At 58.0% G+C, this 22,189-nt stretch carries 22 protein-coding genes; 15 read left to right on the top strand and 7 right to left on the bottom strand.

Features of this window, described 5'->3' with window-relative positions:
* The first annotated feature begins 74 nt into the window (after positions 1 to 74).
* The gene (ruvA, locus tag ACUW6V_RS02850) at positions 75 to 686 is read left to right on the top strand and encodes a Holliday junction branch migration protein RuvA (protein ID WP_004384824.1); all 612 of its coding nucleotides are present in this window, start codon (positions 75 to 77) and stop codon (positions 684 to 686) included.
* A gap of 8 nt (positions 687 to 694) precedes the next feature.
* Entirely contained in the window at positions 695 to 1,705 is a 1,011-nt protein-coding gene (gene ruvB, locus ACUW6V_RS02845; RefSeq protein WP_007794420.1) for a Holliday junction branch migration DNA helicase RuvB, read from the top strand.
* A gap of 84 nt (positions 1,706 to 1,789) precedes the next feature.
* Here ruvB and znuB read toward each other — a convergent pair whose 3' ends face one another.
* The gene (znuB, locus tag ACUW6V_RS02840; RefSeq protein ID WP_063264501.1) at positions 1,790 to 2,575 is read right to left on the bottom strand and encodes a zinc ABC transporter permease subunit ZnuB; all 786 of its coding nucleotides are present in this window, start codon (positions 2,573 to 2,575) and stop codon (positions 1,790 to 1,792) included.
* Complete coding sequence (znuC, locus tag ACUW6V_RS02835; protein ID WP_007868653.1) at positions 2,572 to 3,327, bottom strand: zinc ABC transporter ATP-binding protein ZnuC; 756 nt, start codon at positions 3,325 to 3,327, stop codon at positions 2,572 to 2,574. Before znuC ends, znuB begins: the two co-directional genes overlap by 4 nt.
* 78 nt (positions 3,328 to 3,405) lie before the next feature.
* Here znuC and znuA point away from each other — a divergent pair, with 78 nt between their 5' ends.
* The 3 genes from znuA (at position 3,406) to lpxM (ending at position 6,791) form a co-directional block, all read left to right on the top strand.
* On the top strand, positions 3,406 to 4,350 hold the full coding sequence (znuA, locus tag ACUW6V_RS02830; protein WP_134871596.1) for a zinc ABC transporter substrate-binding protein ZnuA: 945 nt from the start codon (positions 3,406 to 3,408) through the stop codon (positions 4,348 to 4,350).
* Positions 4,351 to 4,365: 15 nt separating this feature from the next.
* Positions 4,366 to 5,697 (top strand): murein DD-endopeptidase MepM, encoded by a 1,332-nt coding sequence (mepM, locus tag ACUW6V_RS02825; RefSeq protein WP_007850827.1) that lies wholly within the window; start codon positions 4,366 to 4,368, stop codon positions 5,695 to 5,697.
* Positions 5,698 to 5,822: 125 nt separating this feature from the next.
* A complete protein-coding gene (gene lpxM, locus ACUW6V_RS02820; RefSeq protein ID WP_454037971.1) occupies positions 5,823 to 6,791 on the top strand; it encodes a lauroyl-Kdo(2)-lipid IV(A) myristoyltransferase in 969 nt (322 codons plus the stop codon).
* Between the two features lie 67 nt (positions 6,792 to 6,858).
* On the opposite strand, the gene pyk is transcribed toward lpxM, so the two are convergent.
* Together pyk and ACUW6V_RS02810 are read right to left on the bottom strand one after the other, a co-directional pair.
* Positions 6,859 to 8,301 carry a pyruvate kinase gene (gene pyk / locus ACUW6V_RS02815; protein ID WP_007868646.1) on the bottom strand — a complete coding sequence of 481 codons (1,443 nt, stop codon included), beginning with the start codon at positions 8,299 to 8,301 and terminating at the stop codon, positions 6,859 to 6,861.
* 129 nt (positions 8,302 to 8,430) lie between these two features.
* Complete coding sequence (locus tag ACUW6V_RS02810; protein WP_004384831.1) at positions 8,431 to 9,297, bottom strand: MurR/RpiR family transcriptional regulator; 867 nt, start codon at positions 9,295 to 9,297, stop codon at positions 8,431 to 8,433.
* Positions 9,298 to 9,650: 353 nt separating this feature from the next.
* Here ACUW6V_RS02810 and zwf point away from each other — a divergent pair, with 353 nt between their 5' ends.
* The 3 genes from zwf to ACUW6V_RS02795 all read left to right on the top strand — a co-directional run bounded on the left by zwf (position 9,651) and on the right by ACUW6V_RS02795 (position 13,869).
* Positions 9,651 to 11,126 carry a glucose-6-phosphate dehydrogenase gene (zwf, locus tag ACUW6V_RS02805; RefSeq protein ID WP_004384833.1) on the top strand — a complete coding sequence of 492 codons (1,476 nt, stop codon included), beginning with the start codon at positions 9,651 to 9,653 and terminating at the stop codon, positions 11,124 to 11,126.
* A gap of 234 nt (positions 11,127 to 11,360) precedes the next feature.
* A complete protein-coding gene (gene edd / locus ACUW6V_RS02800; RefSeq protein WP_007868644.1) occupies positions 11,361 to 13,172 on the top strand; it encodes a phosphogluconate dehydratase in 1,812 nt (603 codons plus the stop codon).
* 58 nt (positions 13,173 to 13,230) lie between these two features.
* Positions 13,231 to 13,869, top strand: a complete 639-nt coding sequence (locus tag ACUW6V_RS02795) for a bifunctional 4-hydroxy-2-oxoglutarate aldolase/2-dehydro-3-deoxy-phosphogluconate aldolase (RefSeq protein ID WP_007775914.1) — start codon at positions 13,231 to 13,233, stop codon at positions 13,867 to 13,869.
* Between the two features lie 53 nt (positions 13,870 to 13,922).
* On the opposite strand, the gene purT is transcribed toward ACUW6V_RS02795, so the two are convergent.
* Complete coding sequence (gene purT, locus ACUW6V_RS02790) at positions 13,923 to 15,101, bottom strand: formate-dependent phosphoribosylglycinamide formyltransferase (RefSeq protein WP_454037970.1); 1,179 nt, start codon at positions 15,099 to 15,101, stop codon at positions 13,923 to 13,925.
* Positions 15,102 to 15,233: 132 nt separating this feature from the next.
* Here purT and ACUW6V_RS02785 point away from each other — a divergent pair, with 132 nt between their 5' ends.
* The 4 genes from ACUW6V_RS02785 to ptrB all read left to right on the top strand — a co-directional run bounded on the left by ACUW6V_RS02785 (position 15,234) and on the right by ptrB (position 19,256).
* The gene (locus tag ACUW6V_RS02785) at positions 15,234 to 15,584 is read left to right on the top strand and encodes a YebG family protein (protein ID WP_004386660.1); all 351 of its coding nucleotides are present in this window, start codon (positions 15,234 to 15,236) and stop codon (positions 15,582 to 15,584) included.
* Positions 15,585 to 15,960: 376 nt separating this feature from the next.
* Positions 15,961 to 16,308 (top strand): protein YebF, encoded by a 348-nt coding sequence (gene yebF, locus ACUW6V_RS02780; protein WP_007900694.1) that lies wholly within the window; start codon positions 15,961 to 15,963, stop codon positions 16,306 to 16,308.
* 114 nt (positions 16,309 to 16,422) lie between these two features.
* On the top strand, positions 16,423 to 17,103 hold the full coding sequence (locus ACUW6V_RS02775; protein WP_012124466.1) for a tellurite resistance TerB family protein: 681 nt from the start codon (positions 16,423 to 16,425) through the stop codon (positions 17,101 to 17,103).
* An 89-nt stretch (positions 17,104 to 17,192) separates the two neighbouring features.
* Entirely contained in the window at positions 17,193 to 19,256 is a 2,064-nt protein-coding gene (gene ptrB / locus ACUW6V_RS02770; protein WP_080320613.1) for an oligopeptidase B, read from the top strand.
* Here the strand turns inward: ptrB and exoX are convergent.
* Together exoX and ACUW6V_RS02760 are read right to left on the bottom strand one after the other, a co-directional pair.
* The gene (gene exoX, locus ACUW6V_RS02765) at positions 19,253 to 19,915 is read right to left on the bottom strand and encodes an exodeoxyribonuclease X (RefSeq protein ID WP_007775901.1); all 663 of its coding nucleotides are present in this window, start codon (positions 19,913 to 19,915) and stop codon (positions 19,253 to 19,255) included. The genes ptrB and exoX overlap by 4 nt on opposite strands.
* Positions 19,916 to 19,986: 71 nt before the next feature.
* Positions 19,987 to 20,217, bottom strand: coding sequence for a DNA polymerase III subunit theta (locus ACUW6V_RS02760; protein WP_007698883.1), 231 nt, complete (start codon positions 20,215 to 20,217; stop codon positions 19,987 to 19,989).
* Between the two features lie 146 nt (positions 20,218 to 20,363).
* On the opposite strand from ACUW6V_RS02760, the gene yobA reads away from it, so the two are divergent.
* From yobA to ACUW6V_RS02745, 3 genes are read left to right on the top strand one after another with little or no spacing between them, the layout of a single operon-like run.
* Complete coding sequence (gene yobA / locus ACUW6V_RS02755; RefSeq protein ID WP_014728643.1) at positions 20,364 to 20,738, top strand: CopC domain-containing protein YobA; 375 nt, start codon at positions 20,364 to 20,366, stop codon at positions 20,736 to 20,738.
* Positions 20,739 to 20,742: 4 nt separating this feature from the next.
* Positions 20,743 to 21,612 carry a copper homeostasis membrane protein CopD gene (gene copD / locus ACUW6V_RS02750; protein ID WP_454037969.1) on the top strand — a complete coding sequence of 290 codons (870 nt, stop codon included), beginning with the start codon at positions 20,743 to 20,745 and terminating at the stop codon, positions 21,610 to 21,612.
* Positions 21,613 to 21,626: 14 nt separating this feature from the next.
* Positions 21,627 to 21,965 (top strand): YebY family protein, encoded by a 339-nt coding sequence (locus tag ACUW6V_RS02745; protein WP_004386669.1) that lies wholly within the window; start codon positions 21,627 to 21,629, stop codon positions 21,963 to 21,965.
* Positions 21,966 to 22,189: the final 224 nt, after the last annotated feature.

Below are 22,189 nucleotides of genomic sequence, written 5' to 3'. Positions count from 1 at the left end.
CTCGACTGGATATCTGTCCAGCTTTTTTTATATTATAGCCAGCAACTTTCTTAAGCCCCACGCAGGAGCGCAACGTGATAGGCAGACTCAGAGGCATCGTACTGGAAAAACAGCCCCCGCTGGTGTTACTGGAGGCGGGCGGCGTCGGTTATGAAGTCCATATGCCGATGACCTGCTTTTATGAATTGCCGGAAACCGGCAAAGAGGCGGTGGTCTTCACCCATTTTGTCGTGCGTGAAGACGCGCAATTACTGTTCGGCTTTAATAACAAACAAGAGCGCACGCTGTTTCGCGAGCTGATCAAAGTGAACGGCGTCGGCCCGAAGCTGGCGCTGGCGATCCTCTCCGGTATGTCGGCCCAGCAGTTCGTGAACGCGGTTGAGCGCGAAGAGCCTGCCGCGCTGGTCAAACTGCCGGGCATCGGCAAGAAAACCGCCGAACGTCTGGTGGTGGAGATGAAAGACCGCTTCAAAGGCCTGCATGGCGATCTCTTCACGCCAGCGGCGGATCTGGTGCTGACGTCGCCTGCAAGCCCAGCGGTGGATGACGCTGAGGCGGAAGCCGTTGCCGCGCTGGTGTCGCTGGGTTATAAACCTCAGGAAGCCAGCCGTATGGTCAGTAAAGTCGCACAGGCGGATGCGAGCAGCGAAACGCTGATTCGCGAAGCGCTGCGCGCGGCATTGTGAGGTAGAGGATGATTGAAGCAGACCGCCTGGTGGCGCCGGGCAGCATCGTGGCGGAAGAGGTGGCCGATCGCGCCATTCGCCCCAAATTACTCGAAGAGTACATCGGCCAGCCGCAGGTGCGTTCCCAGATGGAGATTTTTATCCAGGCGGCGAAGCTGCGTGGCGATGCGCTCGATCATCTGCTGATTTTCGGCCCGCCCGGGCTTGGGAAAACCACGCTCGCCAATATCGTCGCCAACGAAATGGGCGTCAACCTGCGCACCACCTCCGGGCCGGTGCTGGAAAAGGCGGGCGATCTGGCGGCGATGCTCACTAACCTTGAGCCGCACGACGTTCTGTTTATCGATGAAATCCATCGTCTCTCGCCCGTGGTTGAAGAGGTGCTCTATCCGGCGATGGAAGATTACCAGCTCGATATCATGATTGGCGAAGGCCCGGCGGCGCGCTCGATCAAAATCGATTTGCCGCCGTTTACGCTGATTGGGGCCACGACACGCGCCGGCTCGCTTACCTCGCCGCTGCGCGACCGCTTCGGGATCGTGCAGCGCCTGGAGTTCTATCAGGTCGCCGATTTGCAGCATATTGTGAGCCGCAGCGCGCGTCATATGGGGCTTGAGATGAATGACGAAGCCTCGCTGGAAGTGGCGAAGCGTTCGCGCGGCACGCCGCGTATCGCCAACCGCCTGCTGCGTCGCGTGCGCGATTTCGCCGAGGTGCGCCACGATGGCGTTATCAACCAGCACGTGGCGTCTCAGGCGCTGGATATGCTTAACGTCGATGCGGAAGGCTTTGACTATATGGACCGCAAGCTGCTGCTGGCGGTGATCGACAAATTCTTTGGTGGCCCGGTGGGACTCGACAACCTGGCGGCAGCCATCGGCGAAGAGCGCGAAACTATCGAAGACGTACTGGAGCCGTTCCTCATCCAACAGGGCTTTTTGCAGCGCACGCCGCGCGGAAGAATGGCGACGACCCGCGCCTGGAACCATTTCGGCATTACGCCGCCGCAGATGCCGTGACATCGCTGATGTGAGTGAACGCCGTGCATAAAAAAAGCGCCCTCAGGGCGCTTTTTTGTTAACCGGTTCACCGGGCAGCCCGAGTCAGGCTGGCGGTCGCTTCGCCATACTGAAAATAAACAGCAGCGCGGCGCACAGCACCACCGAAGGGCCGGCAGGCGTGTCGTAAAACGCGGAGAACGTCAGGCCGCCCGTGACCGCCACCATGCCAAGCACGACGGCAATGCCCGCCATCTGCTCCGGCGTGCGGGCAAAGCGACGTGCCGTGGCAGCCGGGATAATCAGCAGCGACGTAATAATCAGCGCGCCGACAAACTTCATCGCCACGCCAATGGTCAGCGCCGTTACCATCATCAGCAGGATTTTGACGCGCTGTAACGGCACGCCGTCCACAAACGCGAGATCGGGACTGATAGTCATCGAGAGCAAATTGCGCCACTGCCAGCACAGCACGCCGAGCACGACGGCGACACCCAGCCCGACGGAGACCAGATCGGCAGGCGTCACCGCCAGCAGATCGCCGAACAGATACGCCATTAAATCGACGCGGATATTACCCATCAGGCTCACCACGACAAGACCGAGCGACAGCGCGCTGTGCGCCATAATGCCGAGCAGCGTGTCTATCGCCAGATGCGGGCGTTTCTCAAGCCATACCAGACCGCCTGCCAGCAGCAGCGTGACCACAATAACCGCGTAAAACGGGTTTACATCCAGCAGAAGCCCGAACGCCACGCCAAGCAGCGAGGCGTGCGCCAGCGTATCGCCAAAATAAGACATCCGACGCCAGACCACGAACGAGCCCAGCGGGCCTGCGGCACAGGCCAGCAGCATACCGGCCATCCAGCCGGGAAGCAGAAGTTCAATCATAACGAGCCATTTCCCTTGCGCAGAATAATCCGTCCCTGCAAATCGTGACGGTGGTTATGGTGATGACGGTAAATTCCCAGTTGTTCTGCGCCGCGCGGGCCAAACATCGAGATAAATTCGGGGTGCATGGAAACCACTTCCGGCGTGCCGGAGCAGCAAATGTGATGATTCAGACACAACACTTCGTCTGTTTTGGCCATCACCAGATGCAAATCGTGCGACACCATCAGCACGCCGCAATTGAGTTCATTACGCAACTGGTTGATTAAATCATACAGCGCCACCTGGCCGTTGACGTCCACGCCCTGGGTGGGTTCATCAAGCACCAGCAATTGTGGCGCATTCAGCAGCGCGCGCGCCAGCAGCACGCGCTGGGTTTCACCGCCGGAGAGTTTTTGCATCGGCGCGTCGATAAGATGCCCGGCCTGGACGCGCTTGAGCGCAGGCAGGATATCCGCTTTACGTGTGCCGGGGCGCAGACGCATGAAACGACTGACCGTGAGCGGCAGCGTGGCGTCGAGATGCAACTTTTGCGGCACATAACCGATGCGCAGCTGGCGCTCGCGCTTGATAACCCCTTCATCGGGTGCTACCAGCCCGAGAACCACTCTGACCAGCGTCGATTTTCCGGCACCATTCGGGCCAAGCAGCGTCAGGATGCGCCCGCCGGTAAGGGTTAAAGAAATGTCAGATAAAACGCGGCGTTGCCCGAAGGAGACGCTAACATTCTGAAGCGATACAAGATTAGTCATGGCAATTTAGTGATTGCAGAAGTTTTCGAATGTTATAATATCACACTTCCAACATTCATAACGATGATAAGTCGCATTATGTTACATAAAAATACGCTTCTTTGCGCTGCACTCAGTGCAGCAATCCTGGGTGGTGCAGCCAGCAGCGCTCAGGCCGCCGTAGTCGCTTCGCTTAAGCCGGTAGGCTTTATCGCTTCCGCCATCGCAGATGGCGTTACGCCCACCGAAGTTCTGCTGCCAGACGGTGCTTCAGAGCATGATTATGCGCTGCGTCCTTCCGATGTTAAACGCTTACAGAAAGCGGATTTAGTGGTCTGGATCGGGCCCGATATGGAAGCCTTTATGGATAAATCCGTGAAGGCGTTGCCGGCGCAAAAAAATCTGGCGCTAAGCGAGCTTGCGTCTGTGAAACCGCTTCTGATGAAAGGCGCTGATGATGACGATGATGATCATGACGAACATGCGCATCATGGCGCAGAAAGTGACGAACATCACCATCATGGCGATTATAACATGCACATCTGGCTGTCGCCGGAAATCGCCCGGGCGTCGGCGGTTGCAATCCACGAAAAATTAGTGGAACTTATGCCGCAAAGCAAAGCCAAACTGGACGCCAACCTCCAGCGCTTCGAGGCCGAACTGGCCCGGACAGACAAACAGGTGGCGAACGAGCTGGCACCGCTGAAAGGGAAAGGATACTTCGTTTTTCATGACGCTTACGGCTATTACGAAAAACATTACGGCCTGACATCGCTCGGCCATTTTACCGTGAATCCCGAAATCCAGCCCGGTGCGCAGCGTTTACATGAAATAAGAACAGAGTTGGTTGAGCAAAAAGCCGAGTGCGTTTTTGCTGAGCCACAGTTCAGGCCGGCGGTGATTGAAGCCGTTGCCAGGGGTACGAAAGTTCGAATGGGAACGCTCGACCCGCTGGGAACGTCTGTCAGCCTGGGTAAGGACAGCTACATGCAGTTTCTGACTCAGTTATCTAACCAATATGCCAGCTGCCTGAAAGGAGATTAACGAGGAAGTGGATACGTGCAACAGATAGCCCGCTCTGTCGCCCTGGCATTTAACAACCTGCCACGACCCCATCGCGTTATGCTGGGGTCTCTTACAGTTCTCACACTCGCGGTCGCCGTCTGGCGGCCGTACATTTATCACCCCGAATCGGAATCAGCGCCCGTCGTAAAAACCATCGAGCTGCGCAAGAGCGAGATCCGCTCTCTGCTGCCGGAGGCGAGCGAGCCTATCGATCAGGCAGCGCCAGAAGATGACGAAGCTATCCCGCAGGATGAGCTTGACGATAAAACCGCCGGTGAAGCCGGGGTGCATGAATATGTGGTTTCCACTGGCGATACCTTAAGCAGCGTACTGAACCAGTACGGTATCGATATGGGGGATATCAGCCAGCTCGCATCGGTCGATAAAGACCTGCGTAATCTGAAAATCGGCCAGCAGATCTCCTGGACGCTCACCGACAGCGGTGAGTTACAGCGCCTGACCTGGGAGATGTCGCGCCGCGAAACCCGCACCTATGACCGCACGCCTGCAGGCGGCTTCAAAATGAGTAGCGAAGTGCAGCAGGGCGACTGGGTGAACAACGTGCTGAAAGGCACCGTGGGCGGCAGCTTTGTTGCCAGCGCCAAAGAGGCGGGCCTCACCAGCGCGGAAATCAGCGCCGTCATCAAAGCGATGCAGTGGCAGATGGACTTCCGTAAGCTGAAAAAAGGCGATGAGTTCTCGGTGCTGATGTCGCGCGAAATGCTCGACGGCAAGCGTGAGCAGAGCCAGTTGCTCGGCGTTCGCCTGCGTTCCTCCGGCAAAGATTATTATGCGATCCGCGCTGAAGACGGCAAATTCTACGACCGCAACGGCTCCGGGCTTGCCAAAGGCTTTATGCGCTTCCCGACGTCGCGTCAGTTCCGTGTTTCATCGAACTTCAACCCGCGTCGTCTGAACCCGGTAACGGGGCGCGTGGCACCGCATAAAGGTGTCGATTTCGCGATGCCGCAGGGTACGCCGGTACTGGCGGTGGGCGATGGCGAAGTGGTGATGGCCAAGCGTAGCGGGGCGGCGGGCTATTATGTCGCTATCCGTCACGGCCGCACCTATACCACCCGCTATATGCACCTGAAAAAGCTGCTGGTGAAACCGGGCCAGAAAGTGAAACGCGGCGATCGCATCGCGCTTTCCGGTAACACCGGGCGTTCCACCGGCCCGCATCTCCATTATGAAATCTGGATCAACCAGCAGGCCGTTAACCCGCTGACCGCCAAGCTGCCGCGCTCTGAAGGCCTGACTGGCTCCGATCGCAGCGACTTCCTGGCGAAGGTCAAAGAAGTGGTGCCGCAACTGACGCTTGATTAAAAGCGCGGCAATTAACAGCCGGTGCCTTCGCGCGCCGGCTTTTTATTTTGTCTGGCGGTCCTGCCGCCGCTAAACTCCTTCATTATTTTCTCTTTTGATTACCTGGCTCTGGCCTGAGAACCGTCATGGACACAAAAAAAACAAAAAGTGAATACATTCCCGAATTCGAGCGCGCCTTCCTGCACCCGCGCTACTGGGGCGCCTGGCTCGGAATTGGCGCCTGTGCGGCACTCGCTCTGACGCCGCCGTCTTTTCGCGATCCGCTGCTCGGTAAACTCGGTCGGCTGGCGGGAAAATTCGGTAAAAGTGCCCGTCGTCGTGCGCGCATCAACCTGTTTTACTGCTTCCCTGAGCTCTCCGAGGCGCAGCGCGAAGCGATTATTGATAACATGTTCGCCACCGCGCCGCAGGCGATGGTGTTTATGGCAGAGCTGGCGCTGCGTGGCCCGGAAAAAGTCTTAAACCGCGTTGACTGGCACGGTGAAGCCATTCTTAACGAGCTGTTGGCGCACAAAGAAAATGTCATTTTGCTCGTCCCTCACGGTTGGGGCGTTGATATTCCGGCGATGCTGCTGGCCTCGCGCGGCGTGCGCATGGCGGCGATGTTCCATCATCAGGGTAACCGGCTGTTAGATTATGTCTGGAACACCGTGCGCAGGCGTTTTGGCGGGCGTTTACATCCCCGCCAGGACGGCATCAAACCGTTTATTAAATCGGTCCGCGAAGGCTACTGGGGTTACTATCTGCCGGATGAAGATCACGGCCCGGAGCAGAGCGAATTTGTTGATTTCTTCGCAACCTATAAAGCAACGCTCCCGGCAGTGGGTCGCCTGATGAAAGTCTGTAACGCGCGAGTGATCCCGCTCTTCCCGGTTTATAACGCCAAAACGCACCGTCTTGATGTGTTGATACGTCCGCCAATGGATGATCTCGCAAACGCCAATGACGTGACGCTGGCGCGCCGTATGAACGAAGAGGTGGAACATTTCGTCGGCCCGCACCCTGAGCAATACACCTGGATCCTTAAGCTTCTGAAAACGCGTAAAGCAGGTGAGACTGAGCCGTATCGCCGCAAGGATCTCTACCCGAAATAAAAAAGCCGCTCAGAGCGAGCGGCTTAAATAGTGAGAAAAGGGGCACCGGCCCCTTTTTTTACGGCGTTTAGTCAACCGTCAGCACGCGTGTGGTGTTGGTGCTGCCGGTGGTGCCCATCATGTCACCCTGGGTAACGATAACCAGATCGCCAGTCACCAGATAGCCTTTGTCACGCAGCAGGTTAACGGCATCTTGCGCCGCCGCCACGCCGTCGTTGGCGCTGTCGAAATAAACCGGCGTCACGCCGCGATAAAGCGCGGTCAGGTTCAGGGTGCGTTCATGGCGGGACATCGCGAAAATCGGCAGGCCGGAGCTGATACGCGAGGTCATCAGTGCGGTGCGACCTGATTCAGTCATGGTGATAATCGCGCTTACGCCTTTCAGGTGGTTGGCCGCGTACATGGCCGACATCGCAATCGCTTCTTCAACGTTATCAAACTCCACATCCAGGCGGTGTTTAGAAACGTTGATGCTCGGGATTTTCTCCGCCCCGAGGCAGACGCGCGCCATCGCGGAAACGGTTTCTGCCGGGTACTGGCCTGCGGCGGTTTCCGCAGACAGCATCACGGCGTCGGTGCCATCCAGCACGGCGTTCGCCACGTCCATGACTTCAGCACGGGTTGGCATCGGGTTGGTAATCATCGACTCCATCATCTGGGTCGCGGTGATGACGGCACGATTCAGCTTACGGGCACGACGAATAAGGGTTTTCTGGATGCCGACCAGCTCCGGATCGCCGATTTCAACGCCCAGGTCGCCACGCGCAACCATCACGACGTCAGACGCCAGAATAATGTCATCCATCGCTTCGTTGCTGCATACCGCTTCGGCGCGCTCGACCTTGGCGCAAATTTTCGCGTCACAGCCCGCGTCGCGTGCGAGACGGCGAGCGTAGTTCAGATCTTCGCCGCAGCGCGGGAAGGAGACGGCCAGGTAATCCACGCCGATTTTCGCCGCGGTGATGATGTCGGCTTTATCTTTTTCGGTCAGCGCTTCAGCGGAAAGCCCGCCACCCAGCTTGTTGATACCTTTGTTGTTCGACAACGGGCCGCCGACGGTGACTTCGGTGAAGACTTTCATGCCCTGGACTTCAAGGACTTTCAGCTGTACGCGGCCGTCGTCCAGCAGGAGGATATCGCCTGGCACCACGTCCGCCGGCAGGCCTTTATAGTCGATACCGACTTTTTCTTTATCGCCTTCGCCTTTGCCGAGGTTGGCGTCGAGCAGGAATTTATCGCCAATGTTGAGGAAAACTTTGCCTTCTTTAAAGGTAGAGACGCGAATTTTCGGCCCCTGTAAGTCGCCGAGAATAGCGACGTGACGTCCCAGTTTGGCCGCGATCTCGCGGACTTTATCAGCGCGAAGCTGATGATCTTCCGGCGTCCCGTGCGAGAAGTTCATACGCACTACGTTCGCGCCAGCGGCGATAATTTTTTCGAGGTTATTATCGCGGTCAGTAGCCGGGCCTAACGTGGTCACGATTTTGGTTCTGCGAAGCCGTCTGGACATGTATTACTCCGTTGACTGAAACAACTTTGGTGTTGCGTGAACATAAATTCGGCGCGGTGGCCTGTTTCGAATAGAGACACAAACCATAACCGAATGGCTTTGTAAGTTACAACTTTGTTATAAAAATGATTACTGGTCGTCAGAAACCAGTAAGCTCTTATCAAAACGCGATTCCTTGAGCGCTTCTTTGACTCGCTTCAAGTTATCCCGGAATTTTGCCCCGCGACGCAGCGTAAACCCCGTCGCCAGCACATCGATGACGGTCAGCTGCGCAAGCCGTGAAACCATCGGCATATAGATGTCGGTATCTTCCGGCACGTCCAGCAGCAGAGCGAGACTCGCTTCCCGGGCAAGCGGCGACCCACGAGAAGTGATGGCCAGCACCAGCGCGTCGTTGTCGCGGGCAAGACGCGCCAGCTCCACCAGACTTTTGGTACGCCCGGTGTGAGAAATCAGCACCACCACGTCATCGGCGCCGCCATTCATGCAGCTCATACGCTGCACGACAATATCGTCGGAATAGACGACAGGCACATTAAAACGGAAGAACTTATTCATCGCGTCATGCGCCACGGCCGCCGACGATCCCAGACCAAAAAACGCGATTTTCTTCGCCTGGGTGAGCATATCCACGGCCCGGTTCACCGTCGCCATATCGAGCGACTGGCGCACGTGATCGAGGCTTGCCATCGCGGATTCAAAAATTTTCGTGGTATAGGCTTCGACACTGTCATCTTCATCGACGTTGCGATTCACATACGGCGTGCCGTTGGCGAGACTCTGGGCCAGATGCAGTTTAAAATCAGGAAAGCCTTTGGTCTCAAGGCTCCGGCAGAAGCGGTTGACGGTCGGCTCGCTGACGCCCGCTTCGCTTGCAAGCGTCGCGATACTCGAATGCATCGCCTGTGCAGGCGATTCCAGAATCACTTCAGCGACTTTGCGTTCAGATTTACTCAGATGTTCCAGTTGCGACTGGATCTTTTCCAGCATGTTCATTGCTAACATGAGACCCGCAGAGAGCGTCATTTCACACGATTGGGAAACGACGATGAGTTTTATCGAGAATATACTCCTGATAGTACAGGTGCAGGCTGGCTGAAAAAGACAATGTTGTTGTTTTTTTTCATAACATGATCGCGGTCTGATTTTGTTATGGCATCGGTGGCGGAAAAAGCGCCAGCCGGGCGCAGTGGGCCACTTTCAGAGCGATCGCCGGGTTGCATGATGCTTTAGTCATCAACGCCAGACGCTTAGGAGTATCCTGAAAGACCTAAAAGCAGTAGAGTGCAGTGTAAGAAAATTACAATGATGACCTGTCCCGACAGGGATTCCGAAACGAGGAGAAAGACATGGCGGTAACGCAAACAGCGCAGGCGTGCGACTTAGTGATTTTCGGCGCCAAAGGCGATCTGGCGCGCCGAAAACTGTTGCCTTCCCTGTATCAGCTGGAAAAAGCGGGCCAAATCCATCCGGATACCCGCATTCTGGGGGTAGGCCGCGCGGACTGGGATAAAGCAGCCTATACCAAAGTCGTCCGTGAAGCGCTTGAAACCTTCATGAAAGAAAAAATCGACGAAGCCCTGTGGGACACCTTAAGCGGCCGTCTCGATTTTTGTAATCTGGATGTCAACGACACCGCCGCGTTTACTCGTCTCGGCAAAATGCTGGATCAGAAAAACCGCGTCACCATTAACTACTTCGCCATGCCACCAAGCACTTTTGGCGCGATTTGCGAAGGCCTGGGGGCGGCGAAACTTAACGCCAAACCGGCGCGTGTGGTAATGGAAAAACCGCTCGGCACCTCGCTTGAAACCTCCCGCGAGATCAACGACCAGGTCGGTAAATTCTTCGAAGAGTGCCAGGTCTACCGTATCGACCACTACCTCGGTAAAGAGACGGTGCTGAACCTGCTGGCGCTGCGCTTCGCCAACTCGCTGTTCGTCAATAACTGGGACAACCGCACTATCGATCACGTGGAAATCACCGTGGCCGAAGAAGTGGGCATCGAAGGCCGCTGGGGCTATTTCGATCAGGCGGGCCAGATGCGCGACATGATCCAGAACCACCTGCTGCAAATCCTCTGCATGATTGCGATGTCGCCGCCGTCTGACCTGACTGCCGACAGCATTCGCGACGAAAAAGTGAAAGTGCTGCGCTCGCTGCGCCGTATCGACCGCTCCAACGTGCGTGAGAAAACCGTGCGTGGCCAGTACACCGCGGGTTTCGCGCAGGGCAAAAAAGTGCCGGGTTATCTGGAAGAAGAGGGCGCTAACAAAACCAGCCATACGGAAACGTTTGTGGCTATCCGCGTGGATATTGACAACTGGCGCTGGGCGGGCGTGCCGTTCTACCTGCGTACCGGTAAACGTCTTCCGACCAAATGCTCTGAAGTCGTGGTCTATTTCAAAACGCCGGAGCTGAACCTGTTTAAAGACTCCTGGCAGGATCTTCCGCAGAACAAGCTGACTATCCGTCTGCAGCCGGACGAAGGCGTGGATATCCAGGTGCTGAACAAAGTGCCGGGGCTTGATCACAAGCACAACCTGCAAACCACCAAGCTGGATCTGAGCTACTCCGAGACCTTTAACGAAAGCCACCTGGCCGATGCCTACGAGCGTCTGCTGCTCGAAACCATGCGCGGTATTCAGGCGCTGTTCGTGCGTCGCGATGAAGTGGAAGAGGCCTGGAAATGGGTCGACTCCATCACCGAAGCCTGGGCGGCGGACAACGACGCGCCAAAACCGTATCAGGCCGGCACCTGGGGCCCTGTCGCCTCGGTCGCGATGATTACCCGCGACGGTCGTTCCTGGAACGAGTTCGAGTAATCGACCGGTACGGAGGAGTGTTACTTTACCGGTAACATGATCCGAAACAGGTGTTGTGTAAAAAATTCTTTTTTAAAGCCCCGTCTGGATTCACCAGCGGGGCTTTTTTTATTACACTGGCTGAAGCGATTTTGCTCTTGTGAGGCGCGGCTGGCGCGTATACGTGATAACCCCGCGGCGTTGCGCAACGCCTGAAAAGGCGGCCTCAGGCAGACATAACAGAGAGGACTTTTTATGCATCCTGAATTGTTACGGGTAACAAAACGTATTGCCGAACGCTCTCGTGCCACGCGAGAAGCTTATCTTGCCCGCATTGAGCAGGCGAAGAGCCAGACGGTCCATCGTGCGAGCCTCGCCTGCGGTAATCTGGCGCACGGCTTCGCCGCCTGCCAGCCGGATGACAAAGCGGCGCTGAAAAGCATGCTGCGTAACAATATCGGCATCATTACCTCCTATAACGACATGCTCTCCGCGCATCAGCCTTACGAAAATTATCCGCAGCAGATCCGCGAGGCGCTGCACAGCGTCGGCGCGGTGGCGCAGGTGGCGGGCGGCGTGCCTGCCATGTGCGATGGCGTGACGCAGGGGCAGGACGGTATGGAGCTGTCGCTGCTGAGCCGTGAAGTCATCGCGATGTCGGCGGCGGTGGGGCTCTCGCATAACATGTTCGACGGCGCGCTCTATCTCGGCGTGTGCGACAAAATCGTGCCGGGGCTGGTGATGGCGGCGCTCTCTTTCGGACATCTGCCCGCCGTGTTTATCCCGTCCGGACCGATGTCGAGCGGTCTGCCGAACAAAGAGAAAGTGCGCATTCGCCAGCTTTATGCCGAAGGCAAAGTAGACCGCGCGGCGCTGCTGGAATCCGAAGCCGCGTCCTATCATGAGCCGGGCACCTGCACATTTTACGGCACCGCCAACACCAACCAGATGGTCATTGAATTTATGGGGATGCAACTGCCGGGCTCCTCGTTTGTTCACCCGGACGCGCCGCTGCGCCACGCACTGACCGCCGCGGCCGCGCGCCAGGTGACGCGCCTTACCGGCAACGGTAACGAGTGGATGCCGCTTGGCAAACTGGTGGATGAAAAAGTGGTGGTCAACGGTATCGTGGCGCTACTCGCCACCGGCGGTTCCACTAACCATACGATGCATCTGGTGGCGATGGCGCGCGCGGCGGGCATCATCATCAACTGGGATGACTTCTCCGAGATCTCAGACGTCGTGCCGCTGCTGGCGCGTCTCTACCCGAATGGCCCGGCGGATATCAACCATTTCCAGGCCGCGGGCGGCGTACCGGTGCTGATGCGCGAGCTGCTGAAAGGCGGTCTGCTGCATGAAGATGTCAACACCGTAGCGGGCTTTGGCCTTACGCGCTACACCCAGGAGCCGTGGCTTGATAACGGCGAACTCGCGTGGCGCGACGGGGCACAGGCTTCGCTGGATGACGCCATCATCGCCACTATCGATAAACCGTTCTCGAAGCATGGCGGCACCAAAGTGCTGAGCGGCAATCTGGGCCGCGCGGTGATGAAAACCTCTGCGGTGCCGGTGGAAAACCAGGTGGTGGAAGCGCCCGCCGTGGTGTTCGAAAGCCAGCACGACGTGCTCCCTGCCTTTGAAGCCGGTCTGCTGGATCGTGACTGCGTGATAGTCGTGCGCCACCAGGGGCCAAAAGCGAACGGTATGCCAGAATTACATAAACTTATGCCGCCGCTTGGTGTATTATTGGACCGCTGTTTCAAAATTGCATTGGTCACGGACGGTCGCCTTTCCGGCGCGTCGGGGAAAGTGCCTTCGGCCATCCACGTGACGCCCGAAGCATACGATGGCGGGCTGCTCGCGAAAGTGCGCGACGGCGACCTTATTCGCGTCAACGGCCAGACCGGCGAACTGACGCTGCTGGTGGATGACGCCGAACTGGCGCAGCGTGAGCCGCACCATCCGGATCTCAGCGCCCAGCGCGTGGGAACGGGGCGCGAGCTGTTCGGCGCGCTGCGTGAAAACCTGTCCGGGGCCGAGCAGGGCGCGACCTGCATCGAATTTTAACTGTCAGGTGCGCACAGTCGCACCACACCTTTTTAAAAATGGCGGGAGAGATCCACAGATGAAAAACTGGAAAACGAGTGCCGAACAGATCCTGAAAAGCGGTCCGGTTGTGCCGGTGATTGTGATTAACAAGCTGGAGCACGCGGTCCCGATGGCGAAGGCGCTGCTGGCGGGCGGCGTGCGCGTGCTGGAAGTGACCCTGCGCACGCCGTGCGCGCTGGATGCTATCCGCGCTATCGCTAAAGAAGTGCCGGACGCCATCATCGGCGCGGGCACCGTACTGAACGCGCAGCAGCTCAAAGACGTCACCGAGGCTGGCGCGCAGTTTGCCATCAGTCCGGGCCTCACCGAGCCGCTGCTGAAGGCCGCGACCGAAGGCACTATCCCGCTCATCCCGGGCATCAGCACCGTGTCTGAACTGATGCTGGGCATGGATTACGGCCTGAAAGAGTTCAAATTCTTCCCGGCGGAAGCCAATGGCGGCACCAAAGCGTTGCAGGCCATCGCAGGGCCGTTCTCCCAGGTGCGTTTCTGCCCGACCGGCGGCATTTCGCCTGCCAACTACCGTGACTACCTGGCGCTGAAAAGCGTGCTGTGCATCGGCGGCTCCTGGCTGGTACCGGCGGACGCGATGGAAGCGGGCGACTGGGATCGCATTACCGAACTTGCCCGCGAAGCGGTGGAAGGCGCGCAGTAATTTTTGCGCGAGATAAAACGCAGCGCGCCGCCTTCACGGGCGGCGCGTTTTTTTTAGCCTTTAACGCTCACGGCCGCGGCGGATGCTTTCGCGCGCGCGATGGCGTCATCGGCCGTTTCGCCGGTGGCGAGCGCCACGCCGAGGCGGCGCGAACCGTCGATTTCCGGCTTGCCGAACAGCCGCAGTTGCAAACCCGCGCCCAGCGCCCCGGAGAGCTCGCCAAATTTGACGTCATCACTTGTTAGCGTTGGCAGGATCACCGCCGAGGCGGCCGGGCCGTACTGGCGAATGCCCCCGACCGGCAGGCCGAGAAACGCGCGCGCATGCAGCGCAAACTCTGAAAGATCCTGCGAGATGAGCGTCACCATCCCGGTGTCGTGCGGGCGCGGCGACACTTCACTGAATATCACTTCATCGCCGCGGACAAACAGCTCCACGCCAAACAGGCCGTAACCGCCGAGCGCTTCTACCACCTTCTGCGCAATCTCCTGCGCGCGAGAGAGTGCCACATCGCTCATCTGCTGCGGCTGCCAGGATTCGCGGTAATCGCCATCTTCCTGGCGATGGCCGATGGGCGCGCAGAAATGCACGCCATCCACGGCGCTGATGGTCAGCAGGGTGATCTCAAAATCAAACTTCACCACGCCTTCAACGATGACTTTCCCCGCGCCTGCGCGTCCGCCCTGTTGCGCGTACTGCCAGGCGCTCTCCAGCATCTCTTCGCTGCGGATAAAGCTCTGGCCCTTGCCGGAAGAGCTCATGACCGGTTTGACGATGCACGGCAGACCAATTTTCGCCACCGCCTCGCCAAATTCCGCTTCGTTTTCGGCGAAGCGATAGGCGGAGGTCGGCAGGCCAAGCTCTTCAGCGGCGAGACGGCGAATACCTTCACGGTTCATCGTGAGACGCGCGGCGCGGGCGGTGGGCACCACGCGCTGGCCTTGTTGTTCAAGCTCCACAAGCGCGTCGGTCGCGATGGCTTCAATCTCCGGCACGATGAAATCCGGCATCTCCTGCGCCACCAGTTTTTTCAGCGCCGCGCCATCGAGCATATTGATGACGTGGCTGCGGTGCGCCACCTGCATGGCGGGCGCATCGGCGTAGCGGTCGACGGCGATCACTTCAATGCCCAGACGCTGGCATTCGATCGCCACTTCTTTTCCGAGTTCTCCTGAGCCAAGCAGCATCACGCGGGTTGCTGACGGGCGTAGTGCGGTTCCTAACATAGCCATAGCGGTATTCCTGCTGTGTGAAATTCTGGCGGCAGTATATACGAAAACGTTTGCCTTGCGCAGCGCGCGCCGTTTGCATTTCCCGTTTCACAGCGTTATACTGTATATAAATACAGTAACGGGAGTTGCAACATGGCGGTAGAAATCAAATACGTCGTAATCCGTGAGGGTGTGGAAAAAATGTCATTTGCCAGTAAGAAGGAAGCCGACGCCTGGGACAAAATGCTGGATTTAGCCGAAGCGCTGGAAGGCTGGTTGGGTCAGGCGCCTGTCGGTTTTGCGGAAGGTCAGGTTGAGCAACTGGCGTTGTGGATGGCGGAGCAGAAAGACAACCTCAGCACCATCGTGCGCACCGGTCGTCTGCCGCAGGAAACCAGCGAGCAGACTGACGGCACAGCCGAGGCTTCGACTGAAGAATCAGCTGAAAGCGAAGAGGGCACCGTCGCGCTGCACAGCGCGCGTAAACGCACCAAAGCGGCCTGATAGCTTTCTCTCTGTGTCGCTGGCGGGTTTACCTCGCCAGCGGTGCGGTTTCCTGCGGTTTCCTGCGGTGCCGCTTTGGCGCACCAGTGGCGTATGCTGCGTTCGCAAAATGCGGGCGCTGTGGCTACAGGCGAATTCCTCTCTGTTATATTTTCCTGCGGTCTGCGGTCTGCGGTCTGCGGTCTGCGGTCTGCGGTCTGCGGTCTGCGGTCTGCGGTCTGCGGTCTGCGGTCTGCGGTCCAGGATATATAACGCAACGCTTTTTGCTCTTCTGCTGATATTCCCCTTCGTTTAATCCCTTCCTTTTGTGTGGTTCGCTTGCGCTTCGCTGGTTTTGTACCAGGCTTTTTTCATCACCCGTCTTCGGAGAAGTACGATGAAAAAAGCAGCAGGAGCCCTGATTTCTTTTTTGTTACTCACCGCGGCAAGCGCCGTACACGCTGACGATCCGCGTAAGGTGCATTTCCCTAAATGCGAAGCGATGACGGCGGAAGGCATTGCCGCGAGCGTGAAGCGCGACTATCTGCAAAACCGTATCGTGAAATGGGCGGACGACCAGAAAACGTTAGGGCAGGCCGATCCGGTCGCCTGGATCAACAGTAAAGAGATCGTCGGCAAAGACGATAAATGGACTGTTCCGCTGACCGTGCGCGGTAAAAATACCGACATTCACTATAAAGTGATGGTCGACTGCGCGGCAGGCGAGGCGCATTACCAGCACTGATCCTCTGCGGCCCTTTCCGGGGCCGCGTCTTTTCCCTTCCTTGCGGTTCCCCGACACATCTTGACGTCCGCTCGCTTACGCTTGGGTTATGACTCATCAGCGCAGAGGAACATAATGAGCAACTGGTTAACACAGCTTCAGTCGATGCTGGGGCAGAGCGGCGGCATGTCATCCGGTAAACCGGGTATTCAGGACGCGTTGCGCTCTAAAGGGTTGAGCAGCCTGATAACCCCTGGCGCGCTCGGCGGTCTCGCGGGCTTACTGGTCGCCAGTAAATCGTCGCGCAAGCTGCTCGCGAAATATGGCGGCGGCGCGCTGCTGGTGGGCGGCGGAGCCGTGGCGGGCACGGTGCTGTGGAACAAGTACAAAGATAAAATCCGCGCGGCGCACCAGGATGAGCCGCAATACGGGCAACAGCAGACGCCGCTGGATCGCCGCGCCGAGCGTCTTGTGCTGGCGCTGGTCTTCGCCGCCAAAAGCGACGGGCATATCGATGACAGTGAGCGTGCGGCCATTGAGCGTCAGCTACGCGAAGCGGGCATCGAAGAGCAGGGGCGCGTGCTGGTGGAACAGGCGATTAATCAGCCGCTCGACCCGATGCGCCTTGCCGCCGACGTGAAAAACGAAGAAGAAGCGCTGGAGCTCTATTTCCTGAGCTGTGCCGCAATAGACATCGATCACTTTATGGAGCGCAGCTATCTGCAGGCGCTTGGCGACGCTCTTAAAATCCCGCAGGAGGTGCGTGAGGAGATTGAGCGCGACATCCAGCAGGAGAAAAAAGCGCTGCCGGGATAAGCAGATAATGTCATAAACACGCATGTTTCGCTTGCAACGCGCGCGGGTTTTGCCACCCTTACAGGGTGTTAAACAAAAAGAACAGCGACATGCCACCGAAAGCGAAACAGATCCCCTACGCCATCACACAGCATGGCGACACCCGCATCGACAACTATTACTGGCTGCGGGACGACACGCGCTCGCAGCCGGACGTGCTGGATTATTTACGCCAGGAGAATGACTACGGGCGACGCGTGATGTCCACGCAGAGCGCGCTGGAAGAGCGGCTGCTCTCTGAAATGGTCAGCCGTATTCCGCCGCGTGACGTCTCGGCACCTTACGTCAAAAATGGCTATCGCTACCGGCAGATTTACGACACCGGCTGCGAATACGCCATCTACCAGCGCCAGTCGGTTGTCCTTAGCGAGTGGGAAGCCTGGGAAGAACTGCTGGATGGCAATAAACGCGCCGCCCGCAGCGAATTCTATACGCTTGGTGGGATGGATATTGCGCCAGATAACACCGTGATGGCGGTGGCGGAGGATTTTCTCTCACGCCGCCAGTACGGGCTGCGCTTTCGCAATCTCGAAACCGGGCAGTGGTACCCGGAAGTACTGGAGAATGTCTCCGCGAGTTTCGTCTGGGCCAACGACTCCCGCACGCTCTATTACGTGCGTAAACATCCGGTGACGCTGCTGCCGTACCAGATCTGGCGGCACACCCTCGACACCGCCGCCGATCAGGATGAGCTGGTTTATGAAGAAAAAGACGAGACGTTTTACGTCAGCCTCTACAAAACCACCTCGCAGAATTTCATTCTGATTTTCCTCGGCAGCGCCACCACGACAGAAGTGCTGCTGGTGAACGCCGATCTCCCGGACGCGCCGCCGCTAAGCTTTCTGCCGCGCCGTAAAGATCACGAATACAGCGTCGATCACTTCCAGCATATGTTTTACATCCGCTCCAACCGCGCCGGGAAAAACTTCGGCCTGTACCGCAGCCGCGTGCGCGACGAAGCGCGCTGGGAAGAGATAATCCCGGCACGCGAGAACGTAATGCTGGAGGGCTTTACGCTGTTTGCCGACTGGCTGGTGGTAGAGGAGCGCCAGCGCGGCCTCACCAGCCTGCGGCAAATCAACCGCAAAACGCATGAATCTACGGGCATCGCTTTTGACGATCCGGCATATGTCACCTGGGTTGCCTACAACCCGGAGCCGGAAACCTGCAAGCTGCGTTACGGCTACTCGTCAATGACGATGCCGGACACGCTCTTTGAACTGAACATGGAAACCGGCGAGCGCCGTGTGCTGAAGCAAACGGAAGTGGCGGGGTTTGACGCAGCCAACTACCGGAGCGAACACCTGTGGATCACCGCGCGCGACGGCGTCGAAGTGCCGGTGTCGCTTGTTTATCACAAAGACCATTTCCGCGAAGGGAAAAACCCGCTGCTGGTGTACGGTTACGGCTCTTATGGCACCTGTATCGATGCCGATTTCAGCGCCAGCCGTTTGAGTCTGCTGGATCGCGGCTTCGTCTATGCTATCGCCCATGTGCGCGGCGGCGGCGAACTTGGCCAGCAGTGGTATGAAGAAGGCAAATTTCTGAAGAAGAAAAATACCTTCAACGATTATCTCGACGTGTGCGACGCGCTGCTGGCGCAGGGCTATGGCGATCCGGCGTACCTGTTCGGCATGGGCGGCAGCGCAGGCGGGATGCTGATGGGCACGGCGATTAACGAGCGTCCGGAGCTCTTTCGCGGCGTGATTGCGCAGGTGCCGTTTGTCGATGTTGTCACCACCATGCTCGACGAATCCATTCCGCTGACCACCGGTGAATTTGAAGAGTGGGGCAACCCGGCGGACAAGGAATACTATTTCTACATGAAAAGCTACAGTCCTTATGACTGCGTGAGCGCGCAGCGTTATCCGCACCTGCTGGTGACCACCGGCCTGCACGATTCGCAGGTGCAATACTGGGAACCGGCAAAATGGGTGGCGAAACTGCGTGAGCTTAAAACCGATGACAATTTGCTGCTGCTTTGTACCGATATGGATTCCGGTCACGGCGGGAAATCGGGGCGTTTTAAATCGTACGAGGGCGTGGCGATGGAATACGCGTTTCTGATTGGACTGGCCCAGGGCACGCTGCCGCCAGACCAGCTCGCGGATTAATCGTTATCGAGGTAGTGCTTTAACGTCAGACGTAAATCGGGGTTGAGCTGTTTGACGTTATTGAGCATCCAGCGCAGATACCCCGGATCGCGCCCGGCGATATCGGCCACCGGCTCGCCGCGGTATTTGCCAAACGGCAGCGTGGCGATAAGCTGCGGGCGGCCGGTGATATTGACCATCTCTTCCGGCGTCCATCCGGAGACTTTCATTATCTCCAGCAGCAGCGCCGCGGTGATGTAGCAGTCGAACAGCGCGCGGTGATGATGCAGTCCTTCAGGCGTTTCCACCTGTAGCTTAAGCGATTTATACAGCCCCATATTGCTGTAGCGAATGCCTGGCCACAGGCGGCGCGCCAGCTTGACGGTGCAGATCCACTCGCCCGGCATTTCGGGCAGTACTTTGCGGTCAAAGCTGGCGTTATGCGCCACATACCATTGGCTGCCGTGGTAGCGCGGGATCACCTCTTCGATATAGGGTTTATCCGCGACCATCGCCTCGGTAATTTTATGTATCGCCATCGCCTGATGGCTGATAGGGCGGTCCGGGCGCACCAGATCGCTCATCGGGTTGACTATCGCGCCGTCGATGATGTCCACCGACGCCACTTCGACAACGCCGCCCTGCAGTCCGCAGGTTTCGGTATCAATAATCCGTAGCATATGCGCTCCGCCGGAAGGAAAAACAGACGCCCGCCGTTGTCAGATGGACCGGCGGGCAAGGCAGAAAGCCATTATTTCATTTTAGGCTCGTAAGGCAGGCGGGAGAGATTCACCGACGCCAGACGATGCGCGATAAGACGCTCGCGAAACCAGTCGCGCAGATGCTCAGGCTGTTCGCGCTCTACGGCTTCGGCGATAACCGGCATGTTGTAGCGCTCTTTAAACGCCACGCCGGACGCCGCCAGATCGACGTTCACTTTATCCATCTCTTCCTGCGGAAGAAGGGCAAGGTTCTGGTTCATGGTGTGCTCCTGTTAATCGCCGTGAAGGTACTGCGCCGCGCGCCGGATGACAAGCCTTATGTGGCGGGATGTGCCTTCCCGGCTCGACTTGCCATCAGCGCGAAGGTATTCTTGCGCCTGATTTATAATAAAAAGGAATGACTGATATGGCACTGTTTACCGCACGTTTTTGCCGTGCGCTGGCGCTGGTCGCCGCCGTCATGACCACGCCTGCCGTCTGGGCGCATGCGCATCTGAAAGCCCAGCAGCCTGCCGCGAACGCGACGGTTGACGCCTCGCCCGAAGCGCTGACCTTAACCTTTTCCGAAGGCATTGAGCCTGCGTTCAGCGGCGTGACGCTGACCGGCCCGAACGGCAAAAAAATGGCTACCAGCGCGGTCAAACGCGCGCCGAATGATGATAAACAGCTGGTGGCACCGCTTGCTGCACCCCTTGCGAGCGGTGAGTACCAGGTACAGTGGCACGTGGTGTCGGTGGATGGCCATAAAACCAAAGGCAGCTACCGGTTTAGCGTGAAGTAACGTCGTGCTGGAAAGCGTTTATGTCGCGCTGCGTTTTGTCCATGTCGCCGCGCTGATGCTCGGCGCGGGCGGCGCGCTGTTCTGCACGTGGCTGGCACCTCCCGCGCTCGCAGAACCGCTGGCGCAGCGTCTGCGTACGCTCTGGCGCTGCGCTGCGCTGGCGACGGCTATTAGCGCCGTGGCGATTTTCGCGGTGCAGGCGGGGCTAATGGGCGATGGCGCGGCCGACAGCCTGCGCCCGGCTGTCTGGCAGGCGATGTTATCGACGCGCTTTGGCGCGGTGTGGCTCTGGCAAATCCTGCTGGCGCTGGTGACGCTGCCGTGTCTCGGGCTGGCATTACGGCGCGGCGGCCTGTTACTGCTACTGTTTTGCGTGCAGCTCGTGTTGCTCGCGGGCGTCGGGCATGGCGCGATGCACGAAGGGCTGACCGGCGCGCTCCAGCGGATTGGCTATGCGCTGCATGTGCTGTGTGCGGCCTGGTGGTTCGGCGGTCTCGTACCGCTCTTGATGCTGATGCGCATGGCGAAAGAGGTCACATGGCGCGCCGACGCCATTACCGCCATGATGCGCTTTTCGCGCTACGGACACATCGCGGTAGCCGGTGTCATCGCGACAGGCATCGTTAACAGCGTACTGATCCTCGGCATAGCATGGCCGTTACATAGCGGGTATGTGCGTCTGCTGGCGCTGAAAATCGCGCTGGTGGCGGTGATGGTGGTCATCGCGCTGATTAACCGTTATGTTCTGGTGCCGAAATTTTCACGTCAGGCGACGGCGCAGCGCCGGTTTATCCTGATGACAAAACTGGAAGTGGCGCTCGGTGCGCTGGTGTTGTTAAGCGTCAGCCTGTTCGCCACCTGGGAACCTTTCTAACTGGTGAGAAAATAATGAAGAAATCGCTGCTTGCGCTGCTGATGCTCTCCTGTTCCGGCATGGCTCTCGCCGCGCCGCAGATTATTACGGTAAGCCGTTATGAAATCGGCAAAGACAAATGGGCGTTCAACCGTGAAGAAGTGATGCTCGCGTGCCGTCCGGGCGATGCGCTGTTTGCGATTAACCCCAGCACGCTGATGCAGTATCCGCTCAATGACGTGGCTGAAAAACAGCTGGCGCAGGGCAAAGTCACCGGCCAGCCGATCTCGGTCATCCAGATTGATGACCCGGCGCATCCGGGGCAGAAGATGAGCCTGGCGCCGTTTATCGAGCGCGCACAAAAACTCTGCTAATTTCCCGTCACGCATAAAAAAACCGCAACAGCCCGCCAGGGCGCGTTGCGGTTTTTCTTTTTTATGACGTTCTGACCGCTTTTTGCTGCGACTTTAGCCGCAAACTGGAAAAGCTGGTGTCGTCATCTATTCTTAAAAGGCAAGGCGACTGAGCCTGCATTAATGCCAACTTTTAGCGCACGGCTCTCTCCCAAGAGCCATTTCCCTGGACCGAATACAGGAAT

Source organism: Cronobacter sp. 153480017-3 (assembly GCF_053627815.1).
The sequence above is the reverse complement of the archived record's forward strand: the minus strand, read 5'-3'. Positions and strand labels throughout refer to the sequence as shown.

Bases quoted from the DNA above. Each gene is read 5' to 3' on its own strand.
- ACUW6V_RS02785 (WP_004386660.1), top strand. From the start codon at position 15,234: ATGGCGGTAGAAATCAAATACGTCGTAATCCGTGAGGGTGTGGAAAAA.
- zwf (WP_004384833.1), top strand. From the start codon at position 9,651: ATGGCGGTAACGCAAACAGCGCAGGCGTGCGACTTAGTGATTTTCGGC.
- ruvB (WP_007794420.1), top strand. From the start codon at position 695: ATGATTGAAGCAGACCGCCTGGTGGCGCCGGGCAGCATCGTGGCGGAA.
- znuA (WP_134871596.1), top strand. From the start codon at position 3,406: ATGTTACATAAAAATACGCTTCTTTGCGCTGCACTCAGTGCAGCAATC.
- ptrB (WP_080320613.1), top strand. From the start codon at position 17,193: ATGCCACCGAAAGCGAAACAGATCCCCTACGCCATCACACAGCATGGC.
- znuB (WP_063264501.1), bottom strand. From the start codon at position 2,575: ATGATTGAACTTCTGCTTCCCGGCTGGATGGCCGGTATGCTGCTGGCC.
- ACUW6V_RS02810 (WP_004384831.1), bottom strand. From the start codon at position 9,297: ATGAACATGCTGGAAAAGATCCAGTCGCAACTGGAACATCTGAGTAAA.
- yebF (WP_007900694.1), top strand. From the start codon at position 15,961: ATGAAAAAAGCAGCAGGAGCCCTGATTTCTTTTTTGTTACTCACCGCG.
- ACUW6V_RS02775 (WP_012124466.1), top strand. From the start codon at position 16,423: ATGAGCAACTGGTTAACACAGCTTCAGTCGATGCTGGGGCAGAGCGGC.
- pyk (WP_007868646.1), bottom strand. From the start codon at position 8,301: ATGTCCAGACGGCTTCGCAGAACCAAAATCGTGACCACGTTAGGCCCG.
- exoX (WP_007775901.1), bottom strand. From the start codon at position 19,915: ATGCTACGGATTATTGATACCGAAACCTGCGGACTGCAGGGCGGCGTT.
- edd (WP_007868644.1), top strand. From the start codon at position 11,361: ATGCATCCTGAATTGTTACGGGTAACAAAACGTATTGCCGAACGCTCT.
- znuC (WP_007868653.1), bottom strand. From the start codon at position 3,327: ATGACTAATCTTGTATCGCTTCAGAATGTTAGCGTCTCCTTCGGGCAA.
- ACUW6V_RS02745 (WP_004386669.1), top strand. From the start codon at position 21,627: ATGAAGAAATCGCTGCTTGCGCTGCTGATGCTCTCCTGTTCCGGCATG.
- ACUW6V_RS02760 (WP_007698883.1), bottom strand. From the start codon at position 20,217: ATGAACCAGAACCTTGCCCTTCTTCCGCAGGAAGAGATGGATAAAGTG.
- ACUW6V_RS02795 (WP_007775914.1), top strand. From the start codon at position 13,231: ATGAAAAACTGGAAAACGAGTGCCGAACAGATCCTGAAAAGCGGTCCG.
- lpxM (WP_454037971.1), top strand. From the start codon at position 5,823: ATGGACACAAAAAAAACAAAAAGTGAATACATTCCCGAATTCGAGCGC.
- purT (WP_454037970.1), bottom strand. From the start codon at position 15,101: ATGGCTATGTTAGGAACCGCACTACGCCCGTCAGCAACCCGCGTGATG.
- yobA (WP_014728643.1), top strand. From the start codon at position 20,364: ATGGCACTGTTTACCGCACGTTTTTGCCGTGCGCTGGCGCTGGTCGCC.